Origin of the sequence: Cobetia crustatorum (assembly GCF_000591415.1) — a bacterium.
Lineage (GTDB): Bacteria > Pseudomonadota > Gammaproteobacteria > Pseudomonadales > Halomonadaceae > Cobetia > Cobetia crustatorum.
In genome coordinates, this window is sequence record NZ_JEMF01000020.1 from 1 (window position 1) to 14929 (window position 14929).

General features: G+C 58.4%; 11 protein-coding genes. 3 read left to right on the forward strand and 8 right to left on the reverse strand.

What is annotated here, in order from left to right; all coding sequences use genetic code 11:
• Nucleotides 1-503: 503 nt before the first annotated feature.
• From cobA to BF12_RS18860, 3 genes are read right to left on the reverse strand one after another with little or no spacing between them, the layout of a single operon-like run.
• Nucleotides 504-1376 (reverse strand): uroporphyrinogen-III C-methyltransferase, encoded by an 873-nt coding sequence (gene cobA, locus BF12_RS18855; RefSeq protein WP_051510767.1) that lies wholly within the window; start codon nt 1374-1376, stop codon nt 504-506.
• Nucleotides 1342-1536: a (2Fe-2S)-binding protein gene (locus BF12_RS23360; RefSeq protein WP_345917366.1), complete on the reverse strand. Its 195-nt coding sequence runs from the start codon at nt 1534-1536 to the stop codon at nt 1342-1344. The genes cobA and BF12_RS23360 overlap by 35 nt, the downstream gene beginning before the upstream one ends.
• Nucleotides 1533-4232: a molybdopterin oxidoreductase family protein gene (locus tag BF12_RS18860; protein ID WP_345917367.1), complete on the reverse strand. Its 2700-nt coding sequence runs from the start codon at nt 4230-4232 to the stop codon at nt 1533-1535. The genes BF12_RS23360 and BF12_RS18860 overlap by 4 nt, the downstream gene beginning before the upstream one ends.
• Nucleotides 4233-4951: 719 nt before the next feature.
• Between BF12_RS18860 and BF12_RS0105610 the strand changes: the two genes are divergently transcribed.
• Genes BF12_RS0105610 through nirD form a run of 3 tightly spaced genes read left to right on the forward strand, consistent with a single transcriptional unit; the run spans nt 4952 to nt 9401 of the window.
• A complete protein-coding gene (locus BF12_RS0105610) occupies nt 4952-6343 on the forward strand; it encodes an NAD(P)/FAD-dependent oxidoreductase (RefSeq protein WP_084487982.1) in 1392 nt (463 codons plus the stop codon).
• On the forward strand, nt 6340-8967 hold the full coding sequence (nirB, locus tag BF12_RS0105615) for a nitrite reductase large subunit NirB (protein WP_024951420.1): 2628 nt from the start codon (nt 6340-6342) through the stop codon (nt 8965-8967). The genes BF12_RS0105610 and nirB overlap by 4 nt, the downstream gene beginning before the upstream one ends.
• Entirely contained in the window at nt 8967-9401 is a 435-nt protein-coding gene (gene nirD, locus BF12_RS0105620; RefSeq protein ID WP_024951421.1) for a nitrite reductase small subunit NirD, read from the forward strand. Before nirB ends, nirD begins: the two co-directional genes overlap by 1 nt.
• Before the next feature lie 379 nt (nt 9402-9780).
• Here the strand turns inward: nirD and BF12_RS0105630 are convergent, their stop codons facing one another.
• From BF12_RS0105630 to BF12_RS0105650, 5 genes are all read right to left on the reverse strand, one after another.
• Entirely contained in the window at nt 9781-10788 is a 1008-nt protein-coding gene (locus tag BF12_RS0105630) for a branched-chain amino acid ABC transporter permease (protein WP_024951422.1), read from the reverse strand.
• 1 nt (nt 10789) lies between these two features.
• Nucleotides 10790-11677, reverse strand: coding sequence for a branched-chain amino acid ABC transporter permease (locus tag BF12_RS0105635; RefSeq protein ID WP_024951423.1), 888 nt, complete (start codon nt 11675-11677; stop codon nt 10790-10792).
• A 102-nt stretch (nt 11678-11779) separates the two neighbouring features.
• Nucleotides 11780-13081, reverse strand: a complete 1302-nt coding sequence (locus tag BF12_RS0105640; protein WP_084487983.1) for an ABC transporter substrate-binding protein — start codon at nt 13079-13081, stop codon at nt 11780-11782.
• Between the two features lie 93 nt (nt 13082-13174).
• Complete coding sequence (locus tag BF12_RS0105645; RefSeq protein WP_035159228.1) at nt 13175-13978, reverse strand: ABC transporter ATP-binding protein; 804 nt, start codon at nt 13976-13978, stop codon at nt 13175-13177.
• Entirely contained in the window at nt 13978-14808 is an 831-nt protein-coding gene (locus BF12_RS0105650; RefSeq protein WP_024951426.1) for an ABC transporter ATP-binding protein, read from the reverse strand. Before BF12_RS0105650 ends, BF12_RS0105645 begins: the two co-directional genes overlap by 1 nt.
• Nucleotides 14809-14929: the final 121 nt, after the last annotated feature.

Below are 14929 nucleotides of genomic sequence, written 5' to 3' on the forward strand. Positions count from 1 at the left end.
TTTTTAAAGAGCGTCGCTATTAAGCGAGGAGGCATATTCTACCAGGAACGCTTGAGAAGTCAAGCACTTGGTGATGAGTCAGTCGACTGCCTCTAAGCATCATCAAGCAGTGAGGGGGCGATGCCCGTTCACGTGTTCCGTAAGGTGTGCGGCGTATTCTAGCGAATCTGCCGGGATTGTCAAGCGATGCATTTCGAAGAGACTTGAAAAACATCAATCGAAACAATCACCTGCACACCTCTTTCACCGCTGGTAACGCCATGCGTCCCCGGCAGCGGATGCGTACTTTACGCACCGGGCCGGTTCAGCGCAAGGCCTTTTGGGAAGAAATGTCGCAAAAACCGCACATGGCCACCATACCTCTCAACATGGCTATTGCTAGACGTGCATCGAGGCCTCCTTTAGCGTCGCTGCTTTCTCTAGAGCCTGTACCGATCCACTCTTATAGAGAGTGGATGCTACCGCTCGGCCGACGGCCATCTCACAGACACTACCCACCACAATCAGACACGGCGTCGGCAGTGGGTGCCCAGCCAGCGTTCTACCATGTTATCCAGAGTGCCATGTAGCGTCTGTTGTGCGGAGAGGCTGGCATTGGCAATCAGCATCATCGGCCAGTCTGCCGGTAGACCATGTCGCTTTAGTTCCTCGCAGATCACGTCGAGTCGATTGAGCCCCATATAGAAGACGAGTGTTTCATCGCAACGTGCCAGCTGCGCCCACTCTGGCTGCTCATCCTGGTGGCATAGCTGCGCGGTCACGAAGCGTAGTCGCTGGGCATGAGCGCGATCCGTCAAGGGCATACCCAACGCGGCGGCCGCACCGGAGGCCGCCGTGATTCCCGGCACGACATGCCGTGTTACCCCAGCAGCATCGAGAGCCGACAGCTCTTCTCCCATCCGCCCAAAGACACCGGGGTCTCCTCCCTTGAGCCGGACGACACGCATGCCCTCCCCCGCCAGGCGTACCATCAGAGCACCTATTTCGGATTGAGCCACACTGTGATTGCCACACGCCTTACCGACGTAATAGCGCTCACAATGTGCCGGCAGCTGCGCGAGAATTTCATCACCGACCAGGCGATCGTAAACAACAGCATCAGCAGCGTTCAGCATTCGCCAGGCTTTCATCGTCATAAGATCAGGATCACCCGGCCCAGCCCCTACCAATGCGACCTGCCCCGGCAGAAAGCCCTCCCATACCGGCGAGATCGCATTGGTATCACTACGCAGGCCTCGCGCCCCCACCTGTGCCGCGAACCCAAGACGTACCGTCAACGCCTCACGTAACGTGGTGAGCAACGACAGTGTGACCGATGACACAATGATCGGTGACATGGCTTCACGCCAATTCCAGCGACGTATCAGTACGCTCATGAGAACGCTCCTCTTCAACAATACGTTTGAGTTCAGGGAGGCACGAGCCACAACGGGTGCCACACGCCAGGCGTGCACCGAGTGATTCAACCGTGGTATCGCCAGCTTGGATGGCATTGCGAATAGTGGCTTCCCCTACCTGATGACAGGCGCAAATCATCGCTCCCGCATCAGCCTGACCCGAAGGCGACCCGCCAATAGACTGCGTCGCTCACGTGGTGCGAGCTGATCGGTGGCGAAGCACTCCCCCAGCCAGGCAACGTTGGGCTGACGGAATTCGCGTGAGGATGACGGCGCGACTCTCAGCCACCATTTCAGCCGCCCTTCCACGAGACCTGCCGCACGCAACTCCTTGTGTGTTGTGTCTTCTCCCCATAGATCAGCGGATATGCCTAGCTGCTCATCGCACCAGCGCTGCCAATCGGGCTGGCCACCTCCTGCCAGTTGGTAGCGCACCAGAGTGTCCTGCGGAATGCGCGCCCAGTAGCAACCGTCCAATGCTTCAATCGCCGCCGCAAAGGCACTGCGACTACCCAGCAGTTCGGGTGCCAACAGTAATGTCGCCTGCCACTCACTTTCCAACGCAATCACTTCCACTGCGCCATGTTTGGACTCTGGCTGACCAGAGAACGGATCCGTCAACCCTGCCAGCAGCGCGCCGGCACGACCATGGCTCGCGAAGTGGTCATTCCAATGCATTGGAATAAAGACCTCGCCTGCGCGCTGCCCACTGGAAATATGCACCCGTGCTCGATAGTCACCGCGTATGGCACCCCGCGCATCACGACTGAGCAGGCGCGCCAACATACCGTCTTCCAGCTTTCGCGCCTGAGCATCACGTGCGTGCAACTCGATATAGGGTTCAGCACGATGATTCATCAGTCGTGCACTGCGTGCTGTACGCGTCATGGTGTGCCACTGATCGCGTATCCGACCGGTATTGAGTCGCAATGGCGCTGCATCACTCAGCTGTTGATGAGGTTGTTGAGGCGTCACCGGCACCAGACGTGCGCGGCCGTTAGGTGTATTGAAAGTGGCATCTTCAAATAAGCGTCGCGTACCGACGAGATCACCCTGCGCATTACGGTATACAGGCCACTGGATCGGGATCAGGTCGTCATAGCCTTGACAGCCTAACTCCGCCAGCGGCGAGATATTGAATAGCCGCTTCACACAGGGAAGCTCATCACTCATGCGCTTGCCTGCCTTTGCACGCGGCGTGGCATTCCGGTAGCCGGAAAGCCGAGCATGCTCACGAAAGATGGCGTGCGGTCCTGCATAGCTGAAGGCCTGCTCATAGCCCATACGCTTGCCAACTTCCGCCAGCTGCCACCAGTCGTGACGCGCTTCACCTGGTGGCACAAGCAAACCGCGCTGTCTCGAGATGCGCCGTTCGGAGTTGGTGACGGTGCCATCCTTCTCACTCCAGCTACTCGCCGGCAGTATCACATCGGCATACGCCAGAGTGTCGCTATCGCTCACACAGTCGGAGACGATCACCAGCGGACAACGTGCCAATGCCGAACGTACCGCCTCTGAGTCTGGCAGGCTGACAGCAGGGTTGGTCGCCATCACCCACAGTGCCTGAATCTCACCGCGCCCCAATGCCGCGAACATCTCCACCGCTTTATGGCCCGGCCCTTCGGGAAGATTCGGTGCCTGCCAGAATTCGCTGACCAGCGTCCGCGCACCGGGAGTGTCGTAATCCATATGGGCTGCCAGCTGATTGGCCAGCCCTCCAACCTCGCGCCCGCCCATGGCATTGGGCTGACCCGTAATCGAGAATGGGCCCGCTCCCGGCAGCCCAAGCTTGCCGCCCGCCAGATGGCAATTGATGATCGCGTTGCCCTTGTCGGTACCACTGGTCGACTGATTGATTCCTTGGGAGAAAAGCGTCACCACATGCAGCTGAGTCGTGAACCAGTAATAGAAGGTCTCGAGACGCTCGACGTCCACATCGCAGTCGCGCGCGATGGCTGCCAGCGAACAGTCGTCCACCTTGGCTGCCTTGAGTGCCGCATCGAAGCCTTGGGTATGTGCCTCAAGATAGAGGCGATCCATCCGTCCGCGCTCCGCCATATACGCCAGCAAGCCGTTGAACAGCCGCGCATCACTGCCGGGGCGAACCCCAAGATAGAGGTCGGCGATTTCACAGCTATCAGTCACACGCGGATCGATCACCACGATGCGCAGTAGAGGATTGTCGATTCGGGCCTGCTTGAGGCGCTGAAACAGCACCGGGTGATTCCAGGCCAGATTGCTGCCAACCAATACCACCAGCTCAGCACTCTCGAGATCTTCGTAGCTGCACGGCACGGCATCAGCCCCGAAGGCGCGCTTATGTGCAACCACTGCGGAGGCCATACACAGACGTGAATTGGTATCCAGATGTGGCGTACCTACAAAGCCCTTGAACAGCTTGTTGGCCAGATAGTAGTCCTCTGTCAGCAACTGCCCCGAGAGATAGGCCGCGATGCACTCCGCGCCATGCGTCTCGCGGAGCGCACTAAAGCGTGTCGCGATCAAGTCCAGCGCAGTATCCCAACTCACCTCACGCAGAACGCCTGCCGCATCGCGAACCTGTGGATGCGTCAGCCGCCCCTGTGGTGACAGTGTCTCGGCAAGAGCCGACCCCTTGACACACAGCCGACCATAATTGGCAGGATGTCGAGTATCGCCAGCCAGTGACACGATACGCGGCCCGCTCTCACTATCCTCCCACTCAAGCGTGACTCCACAGCCCACACCACAATAAGGGCATGTCGTGGCGGTGCAATGCGTGGCTTTCACTGACGGTGTCGCGCTCTCAGTAGTCGCACGCATTTCCTGCGCTACTGGACGATTGCTGGCCTGCATCAACATCACTCCCCTGGCATTGCGCCACAAAAAAGGCGCCTGATGACCGAGCACGTAAAATGTGCGGTCATCAGGCGCCTTTGCCTGTCGCTCACGAAAAGATTGAGCTGAATCATTACTGCATACGGAATATTGGCTGACATGACCGCCGTTGGCCAGATCAAGCAAGTCCCTATCCCTTGTTGACCCACCAGCAAACTCAGTATGCGAATACTGTACAGACGCAGATAACAGGCCACCCAACCATATTAGCTCACAATAACAATGCCTTATATGTATTCAGTCCCGTAAAAAGTAGCTCAGGCGCCCTTCGCTACCGGCAGAGCGCACCAGTAAAGCGCGCCACAGGCATCCCCTGCACCAGTAACCCACGGCCTCGGCCTGATGACATGCCCTGACGCAGAGGCCATCGAATCAATAACGATACAACCTCATGATAAACCGCAACTTTTATCATGACGGCATCAAATTCGCTCTGTTATCGCCAGGTTGAGTCAATGACGACTCCGGATCGAATGCCCTACGGTGCACACCTGCGCTCGAGAGGCTGTCGATTCGCCATACCTGATGCAGCGCCTAGCCCCTCGGGACTGCACCTCGCATATCCAATGCTTAGCCATCATTTTCAGGCAAAGGCGCCTGCTCGACGTCGTGTTCATCACGGCGCCGTGCAGGCGCCTTTTTTTTATGCGCAAGACGCATCATCGCAAGGAGGCAGCATGCAGCAGCCATCTTCCCTCGGCGACTCAGCGGCCATTGCCACACTCTCGCCCGAGCCCCTCTCCGCGGAGCTCGTGATCATCGGCCACGGCATGGCGGCCCAGAAGATTCTGGAGCAGCTGGTCACCCTCGTGTCGAACCGCAGGCTCGCGTGGCCGGTACTGGTGATAGGCGAAGAGCCATGTTTGCCATACAACCGCATTCAGCTCTCGCCCCTGCTAGCCGGTGAAGTCAACGTCAGCAGCCTGACCAGTCAGACCGATGATTGGTTCAAGCGTCATGGCATCACGCGACTCAGTGGTGATCCGGTCGTGAAAATCAAGCGCGATACCCGCCAGCTGATCATGCTCAGCGGTCGGCGTCTGGCCTATCAGCGCCTGATCATCGCGACCGGATCGCGCCCTGCGTTACCTCTCTCTCTTCCGGCCTCCCGTCAGGCATGGCCTGAGGGCCTGATGGGCTTTCGAGAGCTGAAGGATGTCGAGCAGATGCGCGTCGCGTGCAGCAAGGGCGGCCACGCGCTCGTGATCGGCGGCGGACTGCTGGGCCTCGAAGCGGCCGAGGGACTCCGCAAGCGCGGCCTCGACGTCACGCTACTCCAGCGCAGCGAACGACTGATGAATCGCCAACTGGATGATACGGCCGCCGGGCTACTCGCACAGGCGCTTGAAAGCCGTGGACTTCACATCATCACCAATGCCCATCTAGATCAGTGGCTCCAGGCATCGGATGGTCGCATCACTGGCGTACGCCTCACCGATGGCCGCGAGCTGAAGGCCGATCTGACCGTCGCCGCCACTGGCATTCGCCCCGAGATGTCGCTGGCGCAGGCCGCTGGCCTGAGATGCCAGCGCGCGATCTGTGTCGATGACCATCTGCGCACCAGCGATCCCCATATTCACGCACTGGGTGAGTGTTGCGAAGTGGACGGCGAAACCTTCGGGCTGATCGAACCCATCTGGGCGCAAATAGAGGTACTGGCCCGCCAACTTCTCGAATTACCGACAGCGCCCTATCGCAATGCCCCACTCGCGACCCGCCTCAAGGTCAGCGGTATCGACCTCTATAGCTGTGGCGAACTTGTCCCAGCCAGTGGCGATGAAGTGCTGGTCTATCAAGACTTCACCCTCAACGACTATCGCCGCCTGCTGCTGCGCGACAACCGTCTGATCGGTGCCGTGCTCTACGGCGACGTCAGTGCTGGCAATGCGTTATTCGAGGCACTCAAGTCGGGGACGCCACTGGCAGAGATTCGCGAAGACCTGCTGTTCTCACCCGAAGAAGCACTCGAACGCCTTGAGGCTACAGCACCTCCACCGTCCGACGATCCCAACACTGCCCTACGCGATACCGCACACACTCCACCTGACTCTCTTGAGGAAGCCGCATGAAAAACCTGATCATCATTGGTAACGGCATGGTCGGTCATCACTGCGTCGAGCAGCTGATCGAACAGGGCGCCACCGCTCACTATCAGATTCATGTCTTCGGCGAAGAGCGTCACATCGCCTACGACCGTGTCCATCTCTCGGAATACTTCACGGGACGAGATGCCGAATCGCTGGCACTGGGGAGTGCCGAAGACTACATCGCAGGCGGTATCACGCTACACCTTGATGAAGTCGTCATCTCGATCGACCGCGATAACGGTGAAATCGTCACCTCGCGCGGGCGCCACCCCTATGACAGCCTGGTAATGGCCACGGGTTCGACGCCTTTTGTACCGCCCATCGAAGGGCTTGGCGCAGTGGGCAGCGCCGAGGCTGCCAGCAATCGACTGGTCTATCGCACGCTGGAAGATCTCGACCAGATTCGCGCTGCAGCCAAAGGGAAGACACGGGGTGTCGTGGTCGGTGGTGGCCTGCTAGGGCTTGAGGCGGCCAATGCGCTTAAATCTCTCGGGCTGGAAGCGCATGTGGTCGAGTTCGCTCCACGGCTGATGCCGGTTCAGCTGGATGAAGACGGTGGCCAGACGCTGAAGCAACACATCACTGCACTGGGTGTCGGGGTACATCTCAACCGTGCCACTACCAGTATCGTGCCCGGTGATGACTACAAGTGGCGCATGAATTTCGCCGATGGCGAACACCTGGAGACCGATCTGATCGTGTTCTCTGCCGGTATTCGCCCACAGGATGCTCTGGCGCGTACCGCCAGCCTCGAAATAGGTGAGCGTGGCGGCATCATCATCGATGACGAGTGCCGCACCTCCGACCCCGAAATCTTCGCCATTGGCGAGTGCGCACTATGGCAATCGCGCATCTTTGGCCTGGTAGCACCCGGCTATCAAATGGCACGGGGCGTGGCCTCCTTACTGGCGGCCAGTACCCATGGCGAATCTGACGAGGCGGGAGACAGCTTCTGCTTCCAGGGTGCCGACATGTCGACCAAGCTCAAACTGCTTGGTGTCGATGTTGGCTCCATCGGCGATGCTCATGGCCAGACGGAAGGTGCCATCAGTTATCGCTACTGCGATGAAGCAGAAGGCGTCTACCGTCGTCTCGTCGTCTCGAAAGACCGCAAGCAGGTGCTCGGCGCAGTCCTGGTGGGCGATAACTCCCGCTACGACACACTGTTGCAATATGTCAGCAATGCTATCGCGGCACCCAAGGACCCGGCAGCACTCATCCTTCCCGACAGCAGCGGTGAGGCGATTACGCTAGGCGCTGATGCACTGCCAGCAACGGCGACGCTGTGCTCATGTCACAACGTCTCCAAAGGCGACGTCTGTGGTGCCATTGATGCTGGCCACAACGACCTTGGCGCCATCAAGGCCAGCACCAAAGCCAGCACCGGCTGCGGTGGTTGTGCGGCATTGCTCAAGAAGGTCGTCGATGCAGAACTCGAGAGCCGCGGCGTCGAGGTTGATCACTCACTGTGCGAGCACTTCGCCCACACGCGACAGGAACTCTACTCACTCGTGCGCGTCGAGAGTATCGAGACCTTTAGCGAGCTGATGGCCCGCCATGGTCGCCATGCTGGTGCGCTGGGCTGCGAGATCTGCAAGCCGGCAGTGGGCTCCATTCTCGCTTCGTGCTGGAATGCGCCCATTACCGACCCCTCGCATATCCCGCAACAAGATACCAACGATACCTTCATGGCCAATATGCAGAAAAACGGCACCTACTCAGTCGTGCCACGCATTCCCGGTGGTGAGATAACGCCTGACAAGCTGATCGCTATTGGCGACGTTGCCAAACGCTACAACCTCTATACCAAGATCACTGGCGGCCAACGCATCGATCTATTCGGCGCCCAGTTACACGAGCTGCCGGAAATCTGGGGCGAGCTGATCGCGGCCGGCTTCGAGACGGGGCATGCCTACGGAAAATCGACACGGACAGTAAAGTCCTGCATCGGTACCACCTGGTGCCGCTATGGCGTACAGGACAGCATGGCGATGGCCTTGAGATTGGAAGATCGCTACAAGGGCCTGCGTTCACCACACAAGCTCAAGTTCGCCGTATCCGGCTGTACACGTGAATGTGCCGAAGCCCAGAGCAAGGATGTCGGTGTCATTGCGACCGAGAATGGCTGGAATTTGTATGTCTGCGGTAACGGCGGCATGCGCCCGCGCCATGCGGAGCTATTCGCGACTGACCTCGACGACGAGACTCTCATCAGCACGATTGATCGCTTCTTGATGTTCTATATCCGCACGGCCGACCGCCTGCAGCGTACGTCGGTATGGCGTGAGGGTCTCGAAGGCGGCCTCGACTATTTGAAAGACGTCATCATCGACGACAGCCTCGGGCTTGGCGACGTGCTTGAGACCCAGATGCAGCTGCTGGTGGAGCGCTACGAGTGTGAATGGGCCAATGCGCTCAAGCATCCTGAAAAGCTCAAGCGTTTCCGCAGCTACGTGAATGATCAGCGCCCGGACCCCGGCGTGGTCAATATCGTCGAGCGTGAGCAGATTCGTCCGGCACCCACCGCACTGATTGCCAGCGATGCCCCTACCGCCGAGGCGTCTTCTACCAAAACCACTAGCCAGCTGGTCACGGAGATACGCTAATGACGACTTCTACACTCACCGCAACGAATGACACTTCTGTGGATAGCTCGCACTGGGTCACTCTGTGCCAGCGCAAAGATCTCGTCGAAGGTTCAGGCGTCGCCGCTTGGCATGAGACGACAGAAGCACAGCAGAATCGGTCTTATCAGATAGCACTTTTCACCCTGCCAGCCACTGGTAGCGACGCGATGCAGGTTTTCGCCATTGATCATCATGATCCCGTATCAGGAGCCAATGTGATGGCGCGCGGCTTGCTGGGCGATCAGGCTGGTGAACCGCTGGTGATCTCACCGCTCTATAAGCAGCGCTATCGATTGAAGGATGGGCAATGCATGGAAGATGCAGCCCTGCGACTCAAGGTATGGCCGGTACGCATTGAGGGAGAGGACATCCAGGTCGGTTTTGATCATCCAGCATCAGCGCGGACGGCCTGATATGTCGAACAAACAGTACGATAATGGTGCAAGAACGTGCTGCAGCGCACCATGACGCTTCCTGATACGGCACCAGACAGCAGGAGCTATGGCAGTGCTGGTGATTGGCACAGAGCATAAATTCTTTCAACATTCTGATTTTATTGAAAAATATATATCATGGCACTGGGCGTGCAATATATTGATCGAGGTGGCTAATGGCGGCTATCTCGCATGGCGTGCTCATTGCTGAGTCGAGGATTAGGGACCGGCGTATCCCCCTCGATATACAATGGCATTTAAGCCCACCCCTTCATGGAGTGGGCTTTTTTTATGCGCGAATCTTGAGTCACTCGCCAGCAGATCGCAGCCGTCTCTTTATCTGCTCTCTGCTTCCCCTTCACACTTCATCACGCTCCTTGCGCTTTTCAAGCCAGCGTTGGCACTCACCGACGATGCCGCTGCGGAAGCTCAGCACACAGATCACGAAGATGGCGCCCAGAATCACACTCACCCAGTCGCCCAGCGCTGACTGAGCTAGCTGGTGCTGCAGACCGATCACCAACCCCGAGCCCACCAATGGCCCCAGCAAGGTGCCGACACCCCCGAGCAGCGTCATAAGAATTACTTCGCCTGACATGTGCCAACTGGCGTCCCCCAAGGATGCAAGCTGGAAGACTAGCGTCTTGGTCGCGCCCGCCAGCCCCGCCAGGCCTGCCGAAAGCACGAAGGCCACCAACTTGTAGGCATCGGTGTGATAGCCCAACGAGATAGCACGCGGTTCATTCTCGCGGATAGCCTTGAGTACCTGCCCGAACGGTGAATGCACCACGCGCCGAATCAGTACGAAGGCCGCCACGAAGATCGCGAACACAAAGTAGTAGAGAGTGTGGTTGTTCTTGAGGTCAAACAGCCCGAACAGTTCGCCTCGTGGCACACCGTGCAGGCCATCTTCACCATGAGTAAAGGGTGCCTGAACGAAGAAGAAGAACATCATCTGCGCCAGAGCCAATGTCACCATCGCGAAATAGATACCCTGCCGACGAATAGCCAGCGCACCAAACAGCGTGCCTAATACCACCGCGCCCAACGTACCTGCCATGATACCCAGCACGGGACTCAGGCCCGGATATTCCGCAAGTAGAAAGCCGGTGATATAGGCGCCAGTCGCCAGAAAGGCGGCATGCCCGAAAGACAGTAGCCCGACGAAGCCGAGCAGCAGGTTGAAGGCACTGGCAAATAGCGCAAAGCACAGAATCTTCATCAGGAAGACCGGGTAGGCCACCCACGGTGCCAGCAAGCCAAGCACGAACAACCCGAGATACAGCGCGCCGAGCGGTGTGATGCGGCGAGATGCCTTGCCGGCAGACGCAGCACCTCGTTCTTGCTCTTGTTCAAGTACCGCCATGTCAGGCCTCCTTTCCGAACAGCCCCGCGGGGCGAAGCATCAGCACCATCACCATCACCACGAAGATCACGGTGTTGGCGGCCTCGGGATAAAATACCTTGGTCAGCCCCTCGATCACTCCCATTGCCAACCCTGTGAGGATGGCGCCCAGAATCGAGCCCATGCCGCCGATGACAACCACCGCGAACACCACGATCAACAGGTTCGAACCCATGGTCGGTGACACTGGATACAGGGGTGCGGCCAGTACACCAGCAAAAGCCGCCAGTGCCACACCGAGTCCATAGGTCAACGACACCATCAGTGGCACGTTGATGCCGAATGCCTGTACTAGTTCTGGATTTTCGGTGCCGGCACGCAGATAGGCACCGAGTCGAGTACGCTCAATCAAGAACCATACGGCGAAGCACACCACCAAGGCTGCAACCAGCACCCAGGCACGGTAGGTCGGCAGGAACATGAAGCCGAGCTTGAAGCCACCGCTCAGCGCCTCGGGGATCGGATAACTCGAACCCGAGACGCCGAATAGATTGACCAACGTGCCCTCAAAGATCAGTGCCAGCCCAAAGGTCAGCAGCAAACCATAGAGGTGATCAAGATGCTGGATACGCCTCAGTAGCAGGCGCTCCACTACGATACCTAGCGCGCCAACAACTAGCGGCACGAGGATTAATGCCGCCCAGTAGTTGAGGCCAAGATATTGCGCGCCCAACAGTGCCGCGAAGGCACCCAGCATGTATTGAGCCCCGTGGGCGAAGTTGATAATGCGCAGTAGGCCAAAGATCACCGCCAGCCCTAGACTCAGCAGTGCATAAAAGGCGCCGTTGATCAGCCCCAGCATCAACTGGCCGAACAACACCATCAGGGGTATTCCAAAAATCATGGTCATACGCACATTCCTTTTCAGCAGGCCTTGCCAGTGTCAGCGCAGCCAATATGAGCCTCTCGCGTGAAAGACGACGAGAGGCCCACTGGCCATCAGCTCCCCTGATCAGCCTTGGCCCTTGACCAGCGCACACTGACTATCAGCCAGCGGTCGGTAAGCCTCTTGACCAGGAATGGTGCGAATCACGTCATAGACATCCCACTCACCTGTCGACTCGGACGGCGACTTCACTTTGACCAGATACATGTCGTGCACCATGCGGCCATCGGCGCGGATGATGCCATTCTTGGCAAACATGTCGTTGACCGGCGTCTCGCCCATCTTCGCGCGTACCGTCGCGGTGTCATCACTATCGGTGGCAGCAACGGCATTCAGGTAATGCAGCGTGCTGGAGTAGATGCCGGCTTGCACCATGGTGGGCATGCGCTCATTACGTTCGTAATAACGCTGCGACCAGGCGCGTGTTTCCTCGTTGAGATCCCAGTACCAGCCAGTCGTAAGCTGCAGCCCCTGCGCCACATTGAGCCCCAGTGCATGAACGTCGTTGAGGAATATCAGCAGGCCTGCCAATGATTGCCCTGACTGCACCAGACCGAATTGACTGGCAGTCGTCAGAGCATTGACGGTGTCAGAGCCGGCATTGGCCAGCCCGACGATCTTGGCGCCAGAGCCTTGCGCCTGCAGGATATAAGAGGAGAAATCGCTGGTCGGGAATGGATGGCGTATCTTGCCGACGATAGTGCCGCCATTCTCGGTCACGACCTTTTCCACATCACCTTCCAGCGCATGGCCAAAGGCATAATCAGCCGTCAGCAAGAACCAGCTATCGCCCCCTTCATCGACGATCGCCTTGGCAGTGCCGTTGGCCAGCGGATAGGTGTCGTAGACCCAATGGATGTGATTGGGCGTGCAGTGCTCGTTAGTAATGCTTGAGGCTGCTGATCCCGAGACGATACCCAGCGTGTCCTGCTCGGCCAGAATTCGTGTCACCGCAATGCTCACCGAGGACGCTACCAGACCGCCCACCATGTCGATGTTCTGCTGATCGATCCAACCACGTACGGTATTGGCTCCAACATCGGCACTGTTGCGGTCATCAGCGCTCAACACTTCGATGGGCTTGCCATTGACGCTACCGCCGAAGTCCTCGACCGCCATCTTCAGCGCATCCAGCCCGCCGGGGCCGGCCAGGTCTCGGTAGGTGCCCGACATGTCAGCCAGATAGCCAATCTTGACGGTATCGTCACTGATATCTGCCTGCGCGACACCTGCCGATAGCAGCGTCCCCAGCAGTGCAGCACTCAGTGGTAATGCGCGGCGACGTACGCGCAAGGCGGAGCTGATGTGCCGTGACAGCCGTGAGGGTTTGCAAGAAACCTTACGTGAAGCGTTAGCAGTAGCGTGCATGACATCTCCAGACCGGTTGACCCGGTAATATTGTGATTGTTGTTGTGAGACGTGCGGGTTCAGATAACGACAGCATCTATGAGCATCAGGTGATCAGACACCCAGCACCCGATGCAGATAAGCGTGGCGCGCTGGCAGTTCAGCCGCGGTGATTTCCTCTTGAATGCTGCCGTGCTCCATCAAGTAGTGCCGGTCGGCTAGTGGTGCGGCAAAACGGAAATTCTGCTCCACCAGCACGATGGTCATGCCGCGCGCCTTGAGCATCATCAGCACCTCGCCCAACTTTTGATTGATGACCGGCGCCAACCCTTCAGTGATTTCATCGAGCAACAATAGATCAGCCCCGGTGCGCAGAATGCGCGCTAGTGCCAGCATCTGCTGCTCGCCACCGGATAATCGCGTGCCTTGGCTGTTGCGGCGTTCGTGCAGATTGGGAAACAGTGCGTAGATCTCATCAAGAGACATCCCGCACGTCTCATCTCCACTCCTTGCCCCGTCTTCTTTCTGCCTCCCCTTCCCCTTTACCATCGGGGGCAACAGCAGATTCTCCTCGACGGTCAGGCTTGAAAAAATCCCACGCTCTTCGGGACAGAAGCCGACCCCAAGATGGGCAATACGATGCGGCGCCAATCCCATGCTGTCCTGACCCTTGATCAGAATCTCGCCACTGCGCCGCCCAACCATGTTCATGATCGCGCGCAGCGTGCTGCTACGGCCGGCACCATTGCGCCCGAGCAATGTGACCAGTTCGCCGCGCCGCACGGTCATGTTGACGCCATGCAGTACGTGCGACTCGCCATACCAGGCATTCAAGTCTCGTAGACAGAGCTGCTCCTCACTCGCTGGCGACACGGCGGCCCCGTCTGTTGTCGTGGTCTTTTCGAGAGCAGTGGCCATCAGACCTCCTCGTGCTGGGCAGTGGCAGACTCGGATACTTCGCTGCCTAGATAGGCCTCGCGCACCTCAGCATTGGCCGATACGCTGGCATAGTCGCCTTCCGCCAACACGCGTCCGCGGGCCAGCACACTGATGCGATCACACAAGCGGCTGACCACGCTCAGATTGTGCTCCACCATCAACACGGTACGTCCTTGGGCAGCAACGCGAATCAGCTCCACGACACGATCAACGTCTTCCGCTCCCATTCCCTGAGTCGGCTCATCGAGCAACATCACTGTCGGTTCCAGTGCCAAGGTGGTTGCCAGTTCCAGCGCGCGCTTGCGGCCATAAGGCAAACCGGCTGTCACGCGGTGCGCATCCTCTCGCAGCCCGACCTGCTCCAACAGCTGCAGTGCGCGCTCGTTCAAGCTGTCGAGGCTACTTTTCGGCTTCCAGAAATGAAACGACGTTCCCAGCGGTCGCTGTAGTGCGACCAGTACATTTTCAAGCACTGTCATCTGACCGAAGACGGCCGAGATCTGGAACGAGCGCACCAGCCCCAAGCGGGCAATTTCATGCGAGCGCATACGGGTAATCGATTTTCCACGATAGAGAATCTCACCGCGGGTGGCAGGCAAGAAGCGGGTCAGCAGGTTGAAGACCGTCGTTTTTCCGGCACCATTCGGGCCAATAAGGGCGTGAATATGCCCCTCCTGAATCTGCAGATTGACGTCATCGACGGCTGTGAAGCCGCGAAAATCCTTGCTAAGACCACGCGTCTCTAAAATCGGGGCCGTAGTGGACGCGCCTCCGCTGGCGCGCGGCCCCTGGATGGGCGGTGATGGCATGTCAGTACTCCGTCCCTGACCGGCAAGCCGGTAGTGTCTGTGGCGACAAAGGCAAAAAAACGCAGCGCAGCACCTGCTTGACCACCTATTGGATTACGGTAGGCGTTGCGCTTAACACAAT

What these genes read in the sequence shown, in the direction of transcription:
- BF12_RS0105645 (WP_035159228.1), bottom strand. Translation starts at nt 13,978, where the DNA reads ATGGCCACTGCTCTCGAAAAGACCACGACAACAGACGGGGCCGCCGTG.
- BF12_RS0105610 (WP_084487982.1), top strand. Translation starts at nt 4,952, where the DNA reads ATGCAGCAGCCATCTTCCCTCGGCGACTCAGCGGCCATTGCCACACTC.
- nirB (WP_024951420.1), top strand. Translation starts at nt 6,340, where the DNA reads ATGAAAAACCTGATCATCATTGGTAACGGCATGGTCGGTCATCACTGC.
- BF12_RS0105650 (WP_024951426.1), bottom strand. Translation starts at nt 14,808, where the DNA reads ATGCCATCACCGCCCATCCAGGGGCCGCGCGCCAGCGGAGGCGCGTCC.
- BF12_RS0105630 (WP_024951422.1), bottom strand. Translation starts at nt 10,788, where the DNA reads ATGGCGGTACTTGAACAAGAGCAAGAACGAGGTGCTGCGTCTGCCGGC.
- BF12_RS0105635 (WP_024951423.1), bottom strand. Translation starts at nt 11,677, where the DNA reads ATGACCATGATTTTTGGAATACCCCTGATGGTGTTGTTCGGCCAGTTG.
- nirD (WP_024951421.1), top strand. Translation starts at nt 8,967, where the DNA reads ATGACGACTTCTACACTCACCGCAACGAATGACACTTCTGTGGATAGC.
- BF12_RS23360 (WP_345917366.1), bottom strand. Translation starts at nt 1,536, where the DNA reads ATGATTTGCGCCTGTCATCAGGTAGGGGAAGCCACTATTCGCAATGCC.
- BF12_RS0105640 (WP_084487983.1), bottom strand. Translation starts at nt 13,081, where the DNA reads ATGCACGCTACTGCTAACGCTTCACGTAAGGTTTCTTGCAAACCCTCA.
- BF12_RS18860 (WP_345917367.1), bottom strand. Translation starts at nt 4,232, where the DNA reads ATGCAGGCCAGCAATCGTCCAGTAGCGCAGGAAATGCGTGCGACTACT.
- cobA (WP_051510767.1), bottom strand. Translation starts at nt 1,376, where the DNA reads ATGAGCGTACTGATACGTCGCTGGAATTGGCGTGAAGCCATGTCACCG.